Here is a 13,675-nt window from a genome sequence, read left to right as displayed (position 1 = left end):
ATAAAATTCTTATTGCAATTTGTTACGCAATACCATCTGTAGAATACCGCCATGACGATAGTAATCAATTTCAACATCACTGTCAAAACGAGCAATAACATGAAATTCGGTCTTCTTACCGTCTTCATCAACAGCCGTAACTTTGACACGGTCATGCGGCTTAACATTTTCATCGATTTCCACATCAAATGATTCTTTTCCAGTTAAGCCAAGCTTATCAGCGCTGTCTCCATCTTCGAACTGCAATGGAAGAACACCCATCATAACCAGATTTGAGCGATGAATACGTTCAAAGCTTTCGGCGATAACTGTCTTAATTCCAAGCAGGATGGTGCCTTTTGCCGCCCAGTCACGGGAGGAGCCCATACCGTAATCTTTACCACCGATTACCATAAGGCCAGTGCCATCTTCCTGATATTTCATAGCAGCATCATAAATTGGCATTACTTCTTCAGTTGGCCAATACGTTGTATAGCCGCCTTCTTTACCTTGTGCTAACAAGTTACGGATACGGATATTAGCAAATGTACCACGCATCATTACCTCGTGATTTCCGCGACGGGAACCATACGAGTTAAAGTTTCTTGGTGACACACCTTTTTCCTGCAAATACTGTCCTGCCGGCATATCCTTAGCAATCGCGCCTGCTGGTGAAATATGGTCCGTTGTTACGGAATCCCCAAACTTACCAACGACACGCAAATCATTCAACGGATTGACTTTACCGGCTTCTTTTGACAGCCCTTCGAAAAATGGAGGGTTTTGAATATACGTTGATTCACTGTCCCATTCAAATAACGGCTCATCCGTTGTTTGGATTTCATTCCATTTTTCATTGGAGTCGAATACACTCTTGTATTCTTTCCTGAAGATATCAGGATTAACAGTGCTCTGAACTGCTTCTTTAATTTCAGCCATTGAAGGCCAGATATCGTTCAGGTAAACAGGTTCACCATCTGCATCATAACCTAATGCATCAGTTGTTAAATTGACATCCACATTACCTGCCAGTGCGTATGCAACTACCAATGGAGGTGAAGCAAGATAGTTTGCCTTAACAAGCGGGTGAATACGTCCTTCAAAGTTACGGTTACCTGAAAGAACAGATGATACAGTCAAATCCTCTTTGGAAATAGCTTTCTCAATTTCCTCACGCAATGGACCGGAGTTACCGATACATGTTGTACAGCCATATCCGACAAGATTAAAGCCAAGATTATCGAGATAATCCATCAGACCAGAATCTTCGAGATATCGTGTAACAACTTTCGAACCCGGTGCCAATGAAGTTTTGACATATCCCGGTACTTGCAGACCTTTTTCGACTGCATTTTTAGCAAGCAAGCCAGCTCCAAGCATTACATACGGGTTTGATGTATTCGTACATGATGTAATTGCTGCAATCGCAATCGCACCTGTTTTCATAACCGATTTGTCACCGTTTGGATGCTCAACAACTGCCTCTTTATCAAACTCTGATTTATCAAGTCCAAGTCCCTGGTTACCAGATGGTGCCGTAACAGCTTTATTGAACTCTTCTTTCATGTTTGATAAAGCAATCAAATCCTGTGGACGTTTCGGACCAGACAGGTTTGGTTCCAGTTCGGATAAATTAATCTCAACAAGATCTGTGTATTCAGGATCTGGCTGATCAGGTGAATACCATAGATTGTTAGCTTTACAATACTTTTCTACTAATTCAATTTGTTCGTCGCTGCGTCCGGTCAGACTAAGATAGTTCAGTGATTCATCATCAACCGGGAAGAAACCGCACGTTGCACCATATTCAGGCGCCATGTTGGAAATCGTTGCACGGTCAGCAAGCGGCATATCCTTCAGTCCAGGACCGAAATACTCCACAAACTTGCCAACTACTTTTTTCTCACGTAAAACCTGGGTAACTTTCAGCGCCAGGTCTGTTGCTGTAGTGCCTTGTGGAAAACTTCCAGTGAACTTAACACCGATAACTTCCGGCGCTGGGAAATAAGAAGGCTGACCAAGCATACCGGCTTCAGCTTCAATACCGCCTACACCCCAGCCAAGTACGCCCAAACCATTGATCATGGTCGTATGGGAGTCTGTACCGAATAATGTATCAGGGAATGCATCATATGTTCCATCTTCATTTTCCAAACCATGAACAACATTGGCAATGTACTCCAAGTTTACCTGGTGTACAATACCGGTTGCCGGTGGAACGGCACGATAGTTTTCAAATGCTTTTTGAGCCCAGTGAAGAAACTCATACCGTTCAGCATTCCGTTCAAACTCAAGTTCCATATTTGCTTTTAATGCATTTGGCGTACCATATTCATCAACCTGTACGGAGTGGTCAATAACCAGGTCAACAGGCACTTCAGGATTGATTTTATCGGGTTCGCCACCCATATCAACCATTGCTTTCCGTAATGAAGCAAGATCTACTACTGCAGGTACACCGGTAAAATCCTGTAAAATGATTCGGGATGGTTTGAAAGGCACATCCACGTTTCCGCCACTATCTGTTCCCCATTGGGATAACCCTTCAATATGTTCATCCTTAATTACATGACCATCACGCTGACGGACAAGTGATTCCAAAAGAACACGAATGGAGAATGGTAAGCGGGAGACTTTTCCAAGTCCAGCATTTTCAAGAGCTTGCAATTCATAATAGTTATACGTTTTACCATTCAATTCAAACTGCTTTTTCGCATCAATACCCATATAAAATGAAACTCCTCTCTTACTGAATGCCGTAAATAACTAATATTTCGACAAACGTTCTACCAGTACATTTTATATGAAAATAGTATAGAAGACAAATGAATATTACGGTTCAGCCTATATTAAATAGTTATATAGACTGATAAATTATAATTATACATTTTATAGATTTCCTGCAATGTTAATTATAGATAAGCAATTTATTTATAGTTCCATGGAAGGCAGTTTAATTCGAAAGGTGCTTCCCTTTGACTCATTCTGCTGTATCTCCAATTCTCCATCATGTTTTTCCAGGATTTGTCGAATAATCATGATACCAAGACCTGTTCCATTTTGTTTCGTCGTGAAAAACGGTTCGCCAAGTTTATGTATTAATTCTTCCGGTACTCCAACTCCCTGGTCAATTACCTCCACCGCTAATTGCTCATCTTGAACTGCAGCATGAATATGAATTTTTCCTGGTTCCTCCATTGCCTCAATCGCATTTTTAACGAGGTTAATCAATACCTGTTTAATCTGGGACCGATCACAAAAAACGGAATAATCATCGGGGATGCTGCATGCAACTTCAATATTTTTTAATCCGGCTTGCGGCTTAAGCAATGTAATCACATCTTCCACCATACTTACTACTGATTCAACACGCTTATTATCCGTAAGCGGCTTCGATATAAACAGTAGTTCCGATGTTATGGTTTCCATTTTCTCAATTTCATCAATCATTATTTTATAGTATTCCTCTTTCCGGTTCACACCAGCTTGAATCAACTGTAAAAAACCTTTCAAAGATGTCAGCGGATTACGGATTTCATGTGCTATTCCGGCAGCAAGCTGCCCAGCGACAGACATCTTTTCCGAACGGACCATCATTTCTTCGGCTTCTTTTTTATCCGTAATATCTTTAACAATAGAGACAAAAAACAGTTTCCCGAACTTATCCTGAACCCGTGATATGATATGTTCCGTCCAAATATATTTACCACTCCAGTTACGAATGTGAATATTGAATGGTTTTCCATTTTCTTCTTCTAAATTGTTCATATTTTTCTTCAAATACTCCATATCATCACGAGCAATATATTCATACCAATCAGAACCCAGCAATTCATCAGGTTTATACCCTAATAATTGTTCCACAGACTGGGATACAAAAATCAGTTTACCGTTCTCTTCGCATACAGTTACAATGTCATTACTGTTTTCATCAATCCATTTAAGCAGTGTTTTTGGCAGGGAAGCCAACCCGGGGAAAAACTCCTCAACCTGTGAACAATGTGAAATTTTGGAGTGTTCCGTATTCGTGTTACCGTAATTACTGTTTCTGCTTTCCATCACTTTCCCTCCCAGGTACCGCATTTATTACGAATCAATCCAACTATCCAACCATGTAACTGATTTAAAAAATTATGATATGTAAGCCTTGTATGTATCATGACGCCCTATTATAATTATATTAAGCAATAGTAAAAAAATGACTAAAATCTACAAAATTATTCAAACGTTTATTTTATACAAGCAAGTAATCTTAATTTTACTATAATTATACATAAAAATAAATGATTCATGTGGAATAATTTGCCTTAAAAAAGTACATGTGTTTAATTTACAGGAATCGAGTGATGAATTATGTCAGCAATTGGGGATTACATGATAGTTATGTGGGGTTTTTTGCTGATTACCCTAATGGGAATCGGCGGATTTTTTATGTTTCGGAAATTTTTGAAAAAGTTGCCAAAAGAGGATGGCAAATCAAAAATGGACTGGGAAGAATTTTACATGGAAAAGACAAGACATATGTGGCGTAAACCGGAAAAAGAACTTCTGGAGGATTTGGTTACACCTGTTCCGGAACTGTTCAGGGATATTGCCAGACAAAAAATCGCCAGTAAAATTGGAGAAGTTGCACTGCAAAAAAAACGAAAAGTTATTACACAGGATGTTCTTATCGAAGGTTATATCCTTGCTACACCAAAACGGGACCACAAATTTTTAAGGAAAAAATTGGATCAAAAAAATATTGATGTCACGCCGTATGAAAGGTTTTTCGAGTATTAAAAAATGCGTCTGTTGAAGACGCATTTTTTAATACTCAAGCTGTTTCTCAAGTTTTTTATATTTGTATAACATTGCAAGTCGCCAGGACAGAATCATGCCAAACGCAAGTAAAAAGAACATGCCACTGGTTTCTCCCAGAGAAATCGTTCCACCAATAACAAGTTTTATGATAACCCTGATAGCCAATAATCCGAATAAAATAAAGACAAAGGATTTGGACGGAATAAGATAAATATCATTACTCCTGATTTCAAATTTCGATGTTTTAATCAGGAATATGGAAAAAACCACCCCTACGCTGAATGCCTCAAGCACTTGCAGCCATTCAACCTGAAACACTGGAAACAGGAACATGAATGCACCTGTGCTCATAAACAGCGGCGGCAATATTATTTTTTTGACAGAAGCTGGCTGTTTGGCGGCTTTCAAACGGACAAAAATCATTGTAACAGCCATAAACGCAGCAACCACTGTGCTTGCAATTATCCAAAACATGCCTGATCTACCCTTTCAACTGCAGCATATGTAACCGGGACAACAGCTTTACTTCACGATTTTTGATCCCTTGAAATAGACAAAATGATTGTAAGTGTAACACCCAACACTGTAACATAAACGCCGACATCAAACAGCATGGCCGTGGCAAGCTCCATTTTTCCAAAAAACGGAATCTGTACATAAGTGAAGGTCTGGGATAAAAACGGAACATTAAAAAAGAATGACCCTATACCAGTTCCAAGGGCAATTAACAGTCCAATCGGAATTAACAAACGGTAATTAATCGGCAATATTTTTTCGATGGCTTTTGATCCGTATGATATGTATAAAAGCAGTATTGCAGATGCTGTCATCAACCCGCCGATAAATCCTCCTCCCGGAGAATTATGCCCGGCCAGCAACAAGTAAATCGAAAAACCAAGCAAAATGAAAACGATAATCGATGTTGTTGTCCGCAAAATAAGATCGTTTGGTTTGTACATAGTGAAGCTCCTTTTTAAACGGTATCTGCTAATTAAAGTGTAATATAATGATTAAAAAAAATCTACTTTTAAAAGCCTGTGAAACCAAACCACCCGGCTAGAAATGCCGTTAATTTGCCCATCCAATTAAAGAAAAGTGCAATTCCCATAAAAATCATGAGATAACCGCCGACCTTAACAATCTTCGCACTGTTTCGTTTAATCCACCCCAATTTTCCAATGAAGAATGACAGAATGAAAAATGGTATGGAAAAACCAAGAATATAACTGATCATCATGACCATTCCCAGATCAGGATTTGTAGCGGTAAGTGATAGAACCACCATGAGAATCGGTCCCATACACGGTGTCCACCCCAGCGAGAACGCCAAACCAATCAAAAACGAGCCGGCAAATCCGGCCGGACGATTTTTAAAGGTGATTTTTTTATCCTTCATAAGGAATTCAAAGTTCAATATACCCACAATGACAAAACCGAAAAATACGATGACAAGCGCACCGACTTGCCGGATAATGTCTTGATAGTCGTCAAGGAAATCCGAAAACACATTGGATGTATATCCCATTACGATAAAAATACACGAAAAGCCAAGCAAAAAGAACAAGGTATGCAGCATGCTTTTCCGGTTAAGCATTTTGTTGTCTTCTTTAATCTCATTTACACTCATTCCGGTAATATAGGACAAAAATGCCGGATATAAAGGCAGCACACACGGCGAGATAAAAGATAACAAACCAGCACCAAATGCAATGAATATGTTGATTTCTTCCGACATCGTAAACCCCTCCCAACTCCTTCTTTCACCTATTTTAGCAGATGCAAACAAAATGGAAAGGAATTGATTTTGACAATAAACCGACACTTCGCTATACGAAAACACCCCTTGTTACCATTCCGAAACAAGGGGGTATGCACACATATAGTATAAGTGCTTGTTATTTGTTCTGCTGATTATTCATCGAACGCATCATCTGATTAATTTTCTTTTGTGATGGCTTCTGGCCCATCTGCATCATTAATGTACGAAGCATCTGTTCATTAATTGGTGGGTTTTTCTTCAAATAGTTCATCATATATTTTCGTGCGATGAAGAATCCAAGCGCAACACCGGCAATTAATGCAACGACAGCTATTAGTACAACCCAAATTACATCCATAGCAAACTTTCCTCCTTCGTGTTGTCCCTCATACAGTATAGTAAATCAAAGATAAGAATACAATACTTGTTCAGTCTTGTCCCTTTTTCTTTGAATTACCGGAGATAACCAACCGTAATGATCCACATTATTACTCATAATAAATAACACCGGCTGAAATAGTCGGAGTGCCGGAAACAGCAAATTTTCGGCATCATGCAATATCTCACTACGAAAGTTTATATGTTTTTGATGAATATGTAAAGAAATATATTGCATATCTTTCCAAATTTCCACGTTGCTTTCCTGCCAGCTCACATGTACATTATCAGATTTGTTGTGTGAAAGATGGGCAATCAGCTCTTTCTTAGGAAAAGGGTTTGTTATAAATTCAAACTGATTTTTTAGGTCTTCCCGGTTTTCTTCTATTTGATACGCTCTTAAAAAACGGTAAAGGATATGACTTTTATGAAAAAAATGATGCGCAAATTCTTCTTTTATCCAGTAAATGCTGTATTGATTCAACAAAATCCCTCCTCATTTACTTTCTATTATACGCATTTCATTTTTAAATTTTGTCATAACCCGTAGCAAATAAGCACTAGTTTTGTCAAAATATAAAAGATGACCTCCCTGAAGGAAGGCCATCCTGCAATATAGCTTAGTCTACATATGATTCGACTTGCTGCACTACATTTTCAACGGTGAAACCATATTCTTCCACCACTTTGTCACCTTTAGCTGAAGCACCGAATGTATCAATGCCAATCACTTTTCCGTTTTCACCAACATAACGTTCCCATCCAAATGGTGATGCCATTTCGATCGCAACACGATTCTTCACTTTCGGCAAAATCACATTGTTTTTATATGCCTGATCCTGGCTGTTAAAACGATCCCAGGACGGCATGCTGATAACATTCACATCAATACCTTTTTCTTTCAGTGCATCTTTTGCTTTGACAGCAAGCTGCACTTCAGAACCAGTCGCAAGTAGTAATGCATCAGGTGTTTCTTTATCTGATTTACTTACAACATAAGCACCTTTTTTGACACCTTCATATGCATTTTCCTGTGTACCTTTCAGTGTAGGCAGTCCCTGTCTGGTCAGTACCAGGGCCGTCGGCTTGTCTTCTGCCTCAAGTGCAAGTCTCCAGGCTGCCTGTACTTCATTTCCATCTGCAGGACGAATCAATGACAGGCCAGGCATTGCCCGGAGTGACGCCAACTGTTCGATTGGTTCGTGAGTTGGACCATCTTCCCCTACTGCAATCGAATCGTGTGTAAACACGTACGTCACTGGTGTATTCATAATTGCCGATAGACGAATTGCCGGGCGCATGTAGTCACTGAATACAAAGAAAGTACCGGCATATACTTTTAATCCGCCATGCAATGCCATTCCATTGGTTGCGGCAGCCATAGCAAATTCACGAACACCAAACCAGATGTTCTTACCTGCGTGATTTTGCAACGAAAAGTCTTCTTCATTTTTAACCGTTGTTTTGTTGGAACCTGCCAAATCTGCACTGCCCCCAAAGAAATACGGAACAGCTTTGGAAATTTCATTGAGTACCTCTCCTGAAGTGGCTCTGGTTGCTGCAGAATCTTTCCCGGCCTCATAGACGGGAAGATTTTCGTTCCAGTTTTCCGGCAGTTCACCTTTCATCGCAAGTTCCAGTTCCCTCGCAGCGTCGGGATATTTTTCTTTATAGGAAGCAAATAGAGCATTCCAATTATCCTCAGCGTCTGCTCCATCTTTTCCGATTTTTTCATTAAAGTCAGCATATACTTCTTCCGGCACATGAAAATCATCATGTGTCCATTTATAATATTCTTTTGTCAATTTTACTTCATCCGCACCAAGTGGAGCACCATGTGAAGCAGCAGAAGCCGATTTGTTTGGCGAACCATAGCCAATAACCGTTTTAACCTCGATTAACGTAGGTTGTTCCGTGTTTTCTTTTGCCTCTTTAATCGCATTGCGGATTTCCGTCAGATTATTACCATCTTCTACGCGAATAACCTGCCAGCCATATGCCTTGAAGCGGCTTTCCGTATCGTCGGAAAATGCACGATCCAAGTCACCGTCAAGCGAAATGTCATTGGAATCATACAACGCGATGAGTTTACCTAACCCCAAATGGCCTGCAAGGGATGCAGACTCATGTGAAATACCTTCCATCAGATCGCCGTCACTCACAATTGCGTACGTGTAATGGTCGACAATGTTGATATCCTCTTTATTATAAAGGGAAGCTAAGTGTGTCTCGGCCATCGCCATCCCTACTGACATAGCAAGTCCTTGTCCAAGTGGTCCTGTGGTTGCCTCTACACCATCTGTGTGATGAACCTCCGGGTGTCCTGGTGTTCTAGAGCCCCACTGACGGAATGATTTTAAATCATCAATCGTTACGTCATAACCGGACAGATGCAATAAACCGTATTGCAGCATGGAGCCATGACCAGCCGATAATACAAAACGGTCACGGTTAAACCATTTGGAGTTTTTCGGATTGTGGGTCATAAAGTCGGTCCATAACGTATAGGCCATAGGGGCAGCCCCCATCGGCAAGCCCGGGTGACCTGAATTGGCATTTTCAATAGCATCAATTGCCAAGGTACGAATTGTATTAATCGATAGTTGTTCTGTGTTCTGTGACAATGAAATTCCCCTTTCCGATTCAATTCTTGTTTGTATCCTTTTTTATTCTATAACGAAAACATACTCGTAACAAGTTTTTTCAGGAGCCCATTGATATATATGCTACGTCAAATCCGGAGCACCATTGGGACAATTACCAATAACCAATCAATGCTTTTTATTACGTTCCTGTAAATCCCGCACTTTTTTTGGTGTGACATCATTGCCTTCGCGGTCCATCACAGTCATCGACTTGAATTGATTTTTAAATGATTTGCGGACATTCTTCAAATATTCCTGTCTTAACTCTTTTTGTTCCGCTTTTTCAGCGTCAGTCAGTCCTGATTCTTTTGATTTTTTAGCAAGCTCATTTATACGATTCAATTTTTCTTTTGAAATCATGCAAACCCTCCTGGTCACTGCATATTGGATAAGCCCGGCATTCAACCCAAATTTGTAATGAGTGCCGAAGTCTTCCTTAATAAGGTATTGTTTCATTTATAATATCTGACATTAGAAAAAAGGCAAGAACATATTGGTGTTCCTGCCTCTCAATACTACCTTTTATATAGAGCAGATTCAAGAATTTACGTATTCCTGATATCTGCGATGAACTGTTGCTTTAGAAACGGAATAACCTAAATTATTAAGCCTGCGGGTTATTTCTTCGAAGGTCATTTCATTCTGTCTTAATTGAACGACTTCTTCAATTGGGAACACTACCCTTTCACGGCCGGGTGCCTGATTACGGTTGGTTAAATTTTGACCCGGATTAAAACCATCACGGACTGCCCGTTTCATACCGCGCCTGATTTTAGCATTTTGAAGTTTACGTTGATACTCTTCGACGATGCCGACAATTTGCAATACCATGGAATCAGATTCTGAAACTTCCACTTCTCCACCGTGTAAACTTGTATATATAGGCACTTTTAATTTCTGTAATTGATGAAATAGTGCAATTTTGGTATTTCCTCTGCCCAGTCTTGTTTCATCCTGTATCAGCAATATATCTGCTTGTCCATCTGAAAAATAATCAAGCATTTCAAAAATACCTTCTCTGTCAATCTCATAGCCGCTTTCCTGTTCTTCAATAGCTGTTATGATCGTAAAATTATTCCTGTTTGCCAATTTTATCAGTTCTTCCTTTTGTCTGGCTAAGGAGGTTTCCTGTGCCTTCTTGTTGGTACTTACCCTGCAATATATGACTGCTCTCATTGGAATAACTCCTTGTATTATGCACTTGTAACCATTGTAAAATATAAAAACACCAGCGCCAATGCAAAAGCAACTATATAAAATACATCTGTCTTCGTAATCTTTTCAAACATATTTATCAGTCCCTTCATCGTAAATTTAGAACCTCTGTTCGCATCTCTATATTTCATTATATACGAACAAATGATCTTGTCAACCTTTTTTCGAACGAATGTTTGCTTTCCCTAAATTTTAATGATAAACTATCATTAATAAATACTATGCGCGAGGTGTTTAATAGATGAACAAACTATCCAAGAGGCAGCAGGCAATACTCGACTATATAAAGGAACAGGTAAAAGAAAAAGGATATCCACCTTCCGTTCGTGAAATTGCAGTAGCTGTGGGACTTGCATCCAGTTCGACAGTACATGGCCATTTAGCCAGACTTGAAAGCAAGGGATTTATCAGAAGGGATCCAACAAAACCAAGAGCAATCGAAGTCTTGGATCTATCCGAAGATATGAACATACCGCAGGAAGAAGCACGCTATGCGCCAGTAATAGGTAAAGTAACAGCTGGTTTACCGATTACTGCTGTGGAAAATATTGAGGAATTTGTACCGCTGCCCAGTTCAAGTGCCGGACCAGATGACAATTTATTTGTTCTGGTCATAGAAGGTGAAAGTATGATTGAAGCTGGTATTTTGGATGGTGACATGGTGATTGTAAAACAGCAGAACACAGCACAAAATGGAGATATTGTTGTTGCCATGACGGAGGAGGACGAAGCAACGGTTAAACGATTCTTTAAGGAAAAGAACCATATTCGTCTGCAGCCGGAGAATGCTACAATGGACCCGCTCATCTATCCAAATGTAACAATACTTGGCAAGGTAATTGGATTATACCGAAATATTCACTAATTAAGAAAGCATCCGTCATTTTACTGCTGACGGATGCTTTTTCGTATCTATTAAACTAGCAAAATGTGTCTTTCGGCTTTGGTACCGACATGCCAAACAACGGTCGTAAATAAAGCGCGAGGAAAGTACCGGCAAGTGCCATAATCATCCAAACCCAACCATGAAGGCTGAATGAAGCAATCCCGCCAAAATACGCACCGATATTACATCCAAAGGCAATCCTTGAACCATACCCCATCAGGATACCGCCAATTACCGCAGCTGAAATTCGTTTCAATCCAATCTTTCTAAGCGTAAAAATACCTCCGGCAGTTGAAGCCAAAAAGGCGCCAAGAATAACGCCAAAGTCCAGGACACTTGTTGAGTGCATAAGAACAGATTGATCCAATGAAGCGGCACGTTCGCCGGACCAATAAACCCATTCGGTGACATCGATGCCGAAGAACATTGCTATTTTGGACCCCCACAGAGCAAAAGCAGATGTAACACCCCAAGGGGTACCTCTTACCAATAACGTTAATGCATTAAAAACCGCTAATAGAATTGCCGCAACCCATAACGGCCACGATCCACGCAGTATTCGAACCCAGCCTTTTTCACTTGGCACCGGCTTTATAACAGGTGGTGTTCGTTTTTTGTCAAAATAGTATGCAGCCCCGAAAATCAATCCAAAAAGAATGATCTGTACAGCCCAGGCACCAACATACCCCAAATCCGTACTGGTTGCCAGTGAAATTGCCGGAAATGATGGTGTTTCATTAACCCAAAAATTCCAATGCCATGCTCCCAGCACAGAACCAACAATAAATGCAAGCAGTGTTACGAACATTGCAGTACGACCTCCGCCAACCGCATATAGTGTTCCGGATGCACATCCACCGCCAAGCTGCATGCCTATTCCAAATATAAAAGCACCTACAACAACACTCGTTCCAACAGGGGAAACATATCCTGATGGGTCATTTCCGAAAAATCCTAATCCCATTGATAATATAGGAGCGAATAATGTACAGGCAACAGCCATCATAATCATGTGCGCACGCATTGCCTGCCCATTGCCAACTGACATTAGCCTTCTGAAAGCCGAGGTAAAACCAAAACGGGCATGAAATAGAGTAATACCCAAAAGCAGCCCGACCCACATTGTCATTGTATTCTTAAGCCCTGCAGTAGTCATAATTGCATAACTTAATAGTGCGATAATCATTATTCCGATTGTAATCTTCGTTTTTTGGGGAGACGGCAGAGATGGATGCTTCTCTCCACTCGCATCTTTCATGACATTACTTGGAATCGCCATAATTATAGCCTCCATTTCTCATAAATTTACTCGGAATTAATTTAAAGGCTAATACATCACTGCGTAAAAGTCAATAATGAAAATTTGTCATTAGAAAACTTGGTTTCACCAACCCTTTAGGTGACAGCCATAGTTTCACTTATCAGTAAGAAAGGATTTTATACTTTATTTGCCAACAAAAACCCTTTGAACAGTAAAATTCAAAGGATACAAGTTTATATTTATGTACGGAGTAGTTATTCATGATTTAAAGCTGTTCGAAATCTTGCAACTCCGTTAAGGACATTAACAATCATGCGTGCTGAAGAATATAAAATTCTCCAACACGCCCCTAATTAAAATTAGCTTTCATCTGAACTTGAAGTGACTTACTCTTTAACTTCTAGGTTCAAACGTTTTGCAATCGGTTTCCTCTGTTGTTCTGGCTTTCGACTGTTTGTGGGTAACAACATATATCCGGTCAGCGTTACAAATATTGCCATCGCCCCAATAAGTACAATTATTTACCTCGCAAAGTACATCCTTTGCCATTTTAACACCTCCTTCATCTTTATCATTGACAAACAAAACATAAAAAATAAAAACGATTAAATACTTTACTAATTATAATGTTTACTCAAATTAAAACACCGCGCAGATTATACTCTTTGCGGTGTTTCTAAATGGTTTATTTTTATACATTTCCATGCAAACTGACAACGGATATTTTTTCAGGCCCACTGTATTTTTTG

14 protein-coding genes are annotated in these 13,675 nt (G+C 39.8%); 2 read left to right on the top strand and 12 right to left on the bottom strand.

Annotated features, from left to right (window positions below; translation table 11 throughout):
• Positions 1 to 9: 9 nt before the first annotated feature.
• Both acnA and HUX68_RS03265 read right to left on the bottom strand, forming a co-directional pair.
• Complete coding sequence (gene acnA, locus HUX68_RS03270; protein WP_174613431.1) at positions 10 to 2,706, bottom strand: aconitate hydratase AcnA; 2,697 nt, start codon at positions 2,704 to 2,706, stop codon at positions 10 to 12.
• Positions 2,707 to 2,910: 204 nt separating this feature from the next.
• Positions 2,911 to 4,038 (bottom strand): ATP-binding protein, encoded by a 1,128-nt coding sequence (locus tag HUX68_RS03265; protein WP_174613429.1) that lies wholly within the window; start codon positions 4,036 to 4,038, stop codon positions 2,911 to 2,913.
• Positions 4,039 to 4,353: 315 nt separating this feature from the next.
• On the opposite strand from HUX68_RS03265, the gene HUX68_RS03260 reads away from it, so the two are divergent.
• Positions 4,354 to 4,761 (top strand): DUF2621 family protein, encoded by a 408-nt coding sequence (locus HUX68_RS03260; RefSeq protein WP_425509502.1) that lies wholly within the window; start codon positions 4,354 to 4,356, stop codon positions 4,759 to 4,761.
• Positions 4,762 to 4,788: 27 nt separating this feature from the next.
• Here the strand turns inward: HUX68_RS03260 and HUX68_RS03255 are convergent, their stop codons facing one another.
• The 8 genes from HUX68_RS03255 to HUX68_RS03220 all read right to left on the bottom strand — a co-directional run bounded on the left by HUX68_RS03255 (position 4,789) and on the right by HUX68_RS03220 (position 10,740).
• A complete protein-coding gene (locus HUX68_RS03255; protein ID WP_174613425.1) occupies positions 4,789 to 5,256 on the bottom strand; it encodes a CcdC family protein in 468 nt (155 codons plus the stop codon).
• Between the two features lie 53 nt (positions 5,257 to 5,309).
• The gene (locus tag HUX68_RS03250; RefSeq protein WP_174613424.1) at positions 5,310 to 5,741 is read right to left on the bottom strand and encodes a Na(+)/H(+) antiporter subunit B; all 432 of its coding nucleotides are present in this window, start codon (positions 5,739 to 5,741) and stop codon (positions 5,310 to 5,312) included.
• A gap of 68 nt (positions 5,742 to 5,809) precedes the next feature.
• Positions 5,810 to 6,517 (bottom strand): cytochrome c biogenesis CcdA family protein, encoded by a 708-nt coding sequence (locus HUX68_RS03245; protein ID WP_174613422.1) that lies wholly within the window; start codon positions 6,515 to 6,517, stop codon positions 5,810 to 5,812.
• A 160-nt stretch (positions 6,518 to 6,677) separates the two neighbouring features.
• The gene (locus HUX68_RS03240) at positions 6,678 to 6,899 is read right to left on the bottom strand and encodes a YneF family protein (RefSeq protein ID WP_174613420.1); all 222 of its coding nucleotides are present in this window, start codon (positions 6,897 to 6,899) and stop codon (positions 6,678 to 6,680) included.
• Positions 6,900 to 6,944: 45 nt separating this feature from the next.
• Positions 6,945 to 7,403 (bottom strand): sporulation inhibitor of replication protein SirA, encoded by a 459-nt coding sequence (gene sirA / locus HUX68_RS03235; RefSeq protein ID WP_174613418.1) that lies wholly within the window; start codon positions 7,401 to 7,403, stop codon positions 6,945 to 6,947.
• Positions 7,404 to 7,539: 136 nt separating this feature from the next.
• On the bottom strand, positions 7,540 to 9,543 hold the full coding sequence (tkt, locus tag HUX68_RS03230; protein ID WP_174613416.1) for a transketolase: 2,004 nt from the start codon (positions 9,541 to 9,543) through the stop codon (positions 7,540 to 7,542).
• 147 nt (positions 9,544 to 9,690) lie between these two features.
• The gene (locus tag HUX68_RS03225; RefSeq protein ID WP_174613414.1) at positions 9,691 to 9,924 is read right to left on the bottom strand and encodes a DUF896 domain-containing protein; all 234 of its coding nucleotides are present in this window, start codon (positions 9,922 to 9,924) and stop codon (positions 9,691 to 9,693) included.
• A 177-nt stretch (positions 9,925 to 10,101) separates the two neighbouring features.
• Complete coding sequence (locus tag HUX68_RS03220) at positions 10,102 to 10,740, bottom strand: YneB family resolvase-like protein (protein ID WP_174613412.1); 639 nt, start codon at positions 10,738 to 10,740, stop codon at positions 10,102 to 10,104.
• A 280-nt stretch (positions 10,741 to 11,020) separates the two neighbouring features.
• On the opposite strand from HUX68_RS03220, the gene lexA reads away from it, so the two are divergent.
• Positions 11,021 to 11,644: a transcriptional repressor LexA gene (gene lexA / locus HUX68_RS03215; protein ID WP_174613410.1), complete on the top strand. Its 624-nt coding sequence runs from the start codon at positions 11,021 to 11,023 to the stop codon at positions 11,642 to 11,644.
• Positions 11,645 to 11,699: 55 nt separating this feature from the next.
• Here the strand turns inward: lexA and HUX68_RS03210 are convergent, their stop codons facing one another.
• Positions 11,700 to 12,944, bottom strand: a complete 1,245-nt coding sequence (locus HUX68_RS03210) for a YeeE/YedE family protein (RefSeq protein WP_174613409.1) — start codon at positions 12,942 to 12,944, stop codon at positions 11,700 to 11,702.
• 375 nt (positions 12,945 to 13,319) lie between these two features.
• Positions 13,320 to 13,475, bottom strand: coding sequence for a DUF1540 domain-containing protein (locus HUX68_RS03205; protein WP_174613407.1), 156 nt, complete (start codon positions 13,473 to 13,475; stop codon positions 13,320 to 13,322).
• Between the last annotated feature and the right edge of the window lie 200 nt (positions 13,476 to 13,675).

This window comes from Virgibacillus ihumii (assembly GCF_902726655.1).
In the GTDB taxonomy this organism is placed as follows: Bacteria; Bacillota; Bacilli; order Bacillales; family Amphibacillaceae; genus Lentibacillus; species Lentibacillus ihumii.
Note: the sequence above shows the minus strand (reverse complement) of the source record. Positions and strands in the feature narration are given on the sequence as shown.

What these genes read in the sequence shown, in the direction of transcription:
- HUX68_RS03245 (WP_174613422.1), bottom strand. Translation starts at nt 6,517, where the DNA reads ATGTCGGAAGAAATCAACATATTCATTGCATTTGGTGCTGGTTTGTTA.
- acnA (WP_174613431.1), bottom strand. Translation starts at nt 2,706, where the DNA reads ATGGGTATTGATGCGAAAAAGCAGTTTGAATTGAATGGTAAAACGTAT.
- HUX68_RS03265 (WP_174613429.1), bottom strand. Translation starts at nt 4,038, where the DNA reads ATGGAAAGCAGAAACAGTAATTACGGTAACACGAATACGGAACACTCC.
- HUX68_RS03220 (WP_174613412.1), bottom strand. Translation starts at nt 10,740, where the DNA reads ATGAGAGCAGTCATATATTGCAGGGTAAGTACCAACAAGAAGGCACAG.
- HUX68_RS03260 (WP_425509502.1), top strand. Translation starts at nt 4,354, where the DNA reads ATGATAGTTATGTGGGGTTTTTTGCTGATTACCCTAATGGGAATCGGC.
- HUX68_RS03225 (WP_174613414.1), bottom strand. Translation starts at nt 9,924, where the DNA reads ATGATTTCAAAAGAAAAATTGAATCGTATAAATGAGCTTGCTAAAAAA.
- HUX68_RS03205 (WP_174613407.1), bottom strand. Translation starts at nt 13,475, where the DNA reads ATGGCAAAGGATGTACTTTGCGAGGTAAATAATTGTACTTATTGGGGC.
- HUX68_RS03255 (WP_174613425.1), bottom strand. Translation starts at nt 5,256, where the DNA reads ATGTTTTGGATAATTGCAAGCACAGTGGTTGCTGCGTTTATGGCTGTT.
- lexA (WP_174613410.1), top strand. Translation starts at nt 11,021, where the DNA reads ATGAACAAACTATCCAAGAGGCAGCAGGCAATACTCGACTATATAAAG.
- HUX68_RS03210 (WP_174613409.1), bottom strand. Translation starts at nt 12,944, where the DNA reads ATGGCGATTCCAAGTAATGTCATGAAAGATGCGAGTGGAGAGAAGCAT.
- HUX68_RS03240 (WP_174613420.1), bottom strand. Translation starts at nt 6,899, where the DNA reads ATGGATGTAATTTGGGTTGTACTAATAGCTGTCGTTGCATTAATTGCC.
- HUX68_RS03250 (WP_174613424.1), bottom strand. Translation starts at nt 5,741, where the DNA reads ATGTACAAACCAAACGATCTTATTTTGCGGACAACAACATCGATTATC.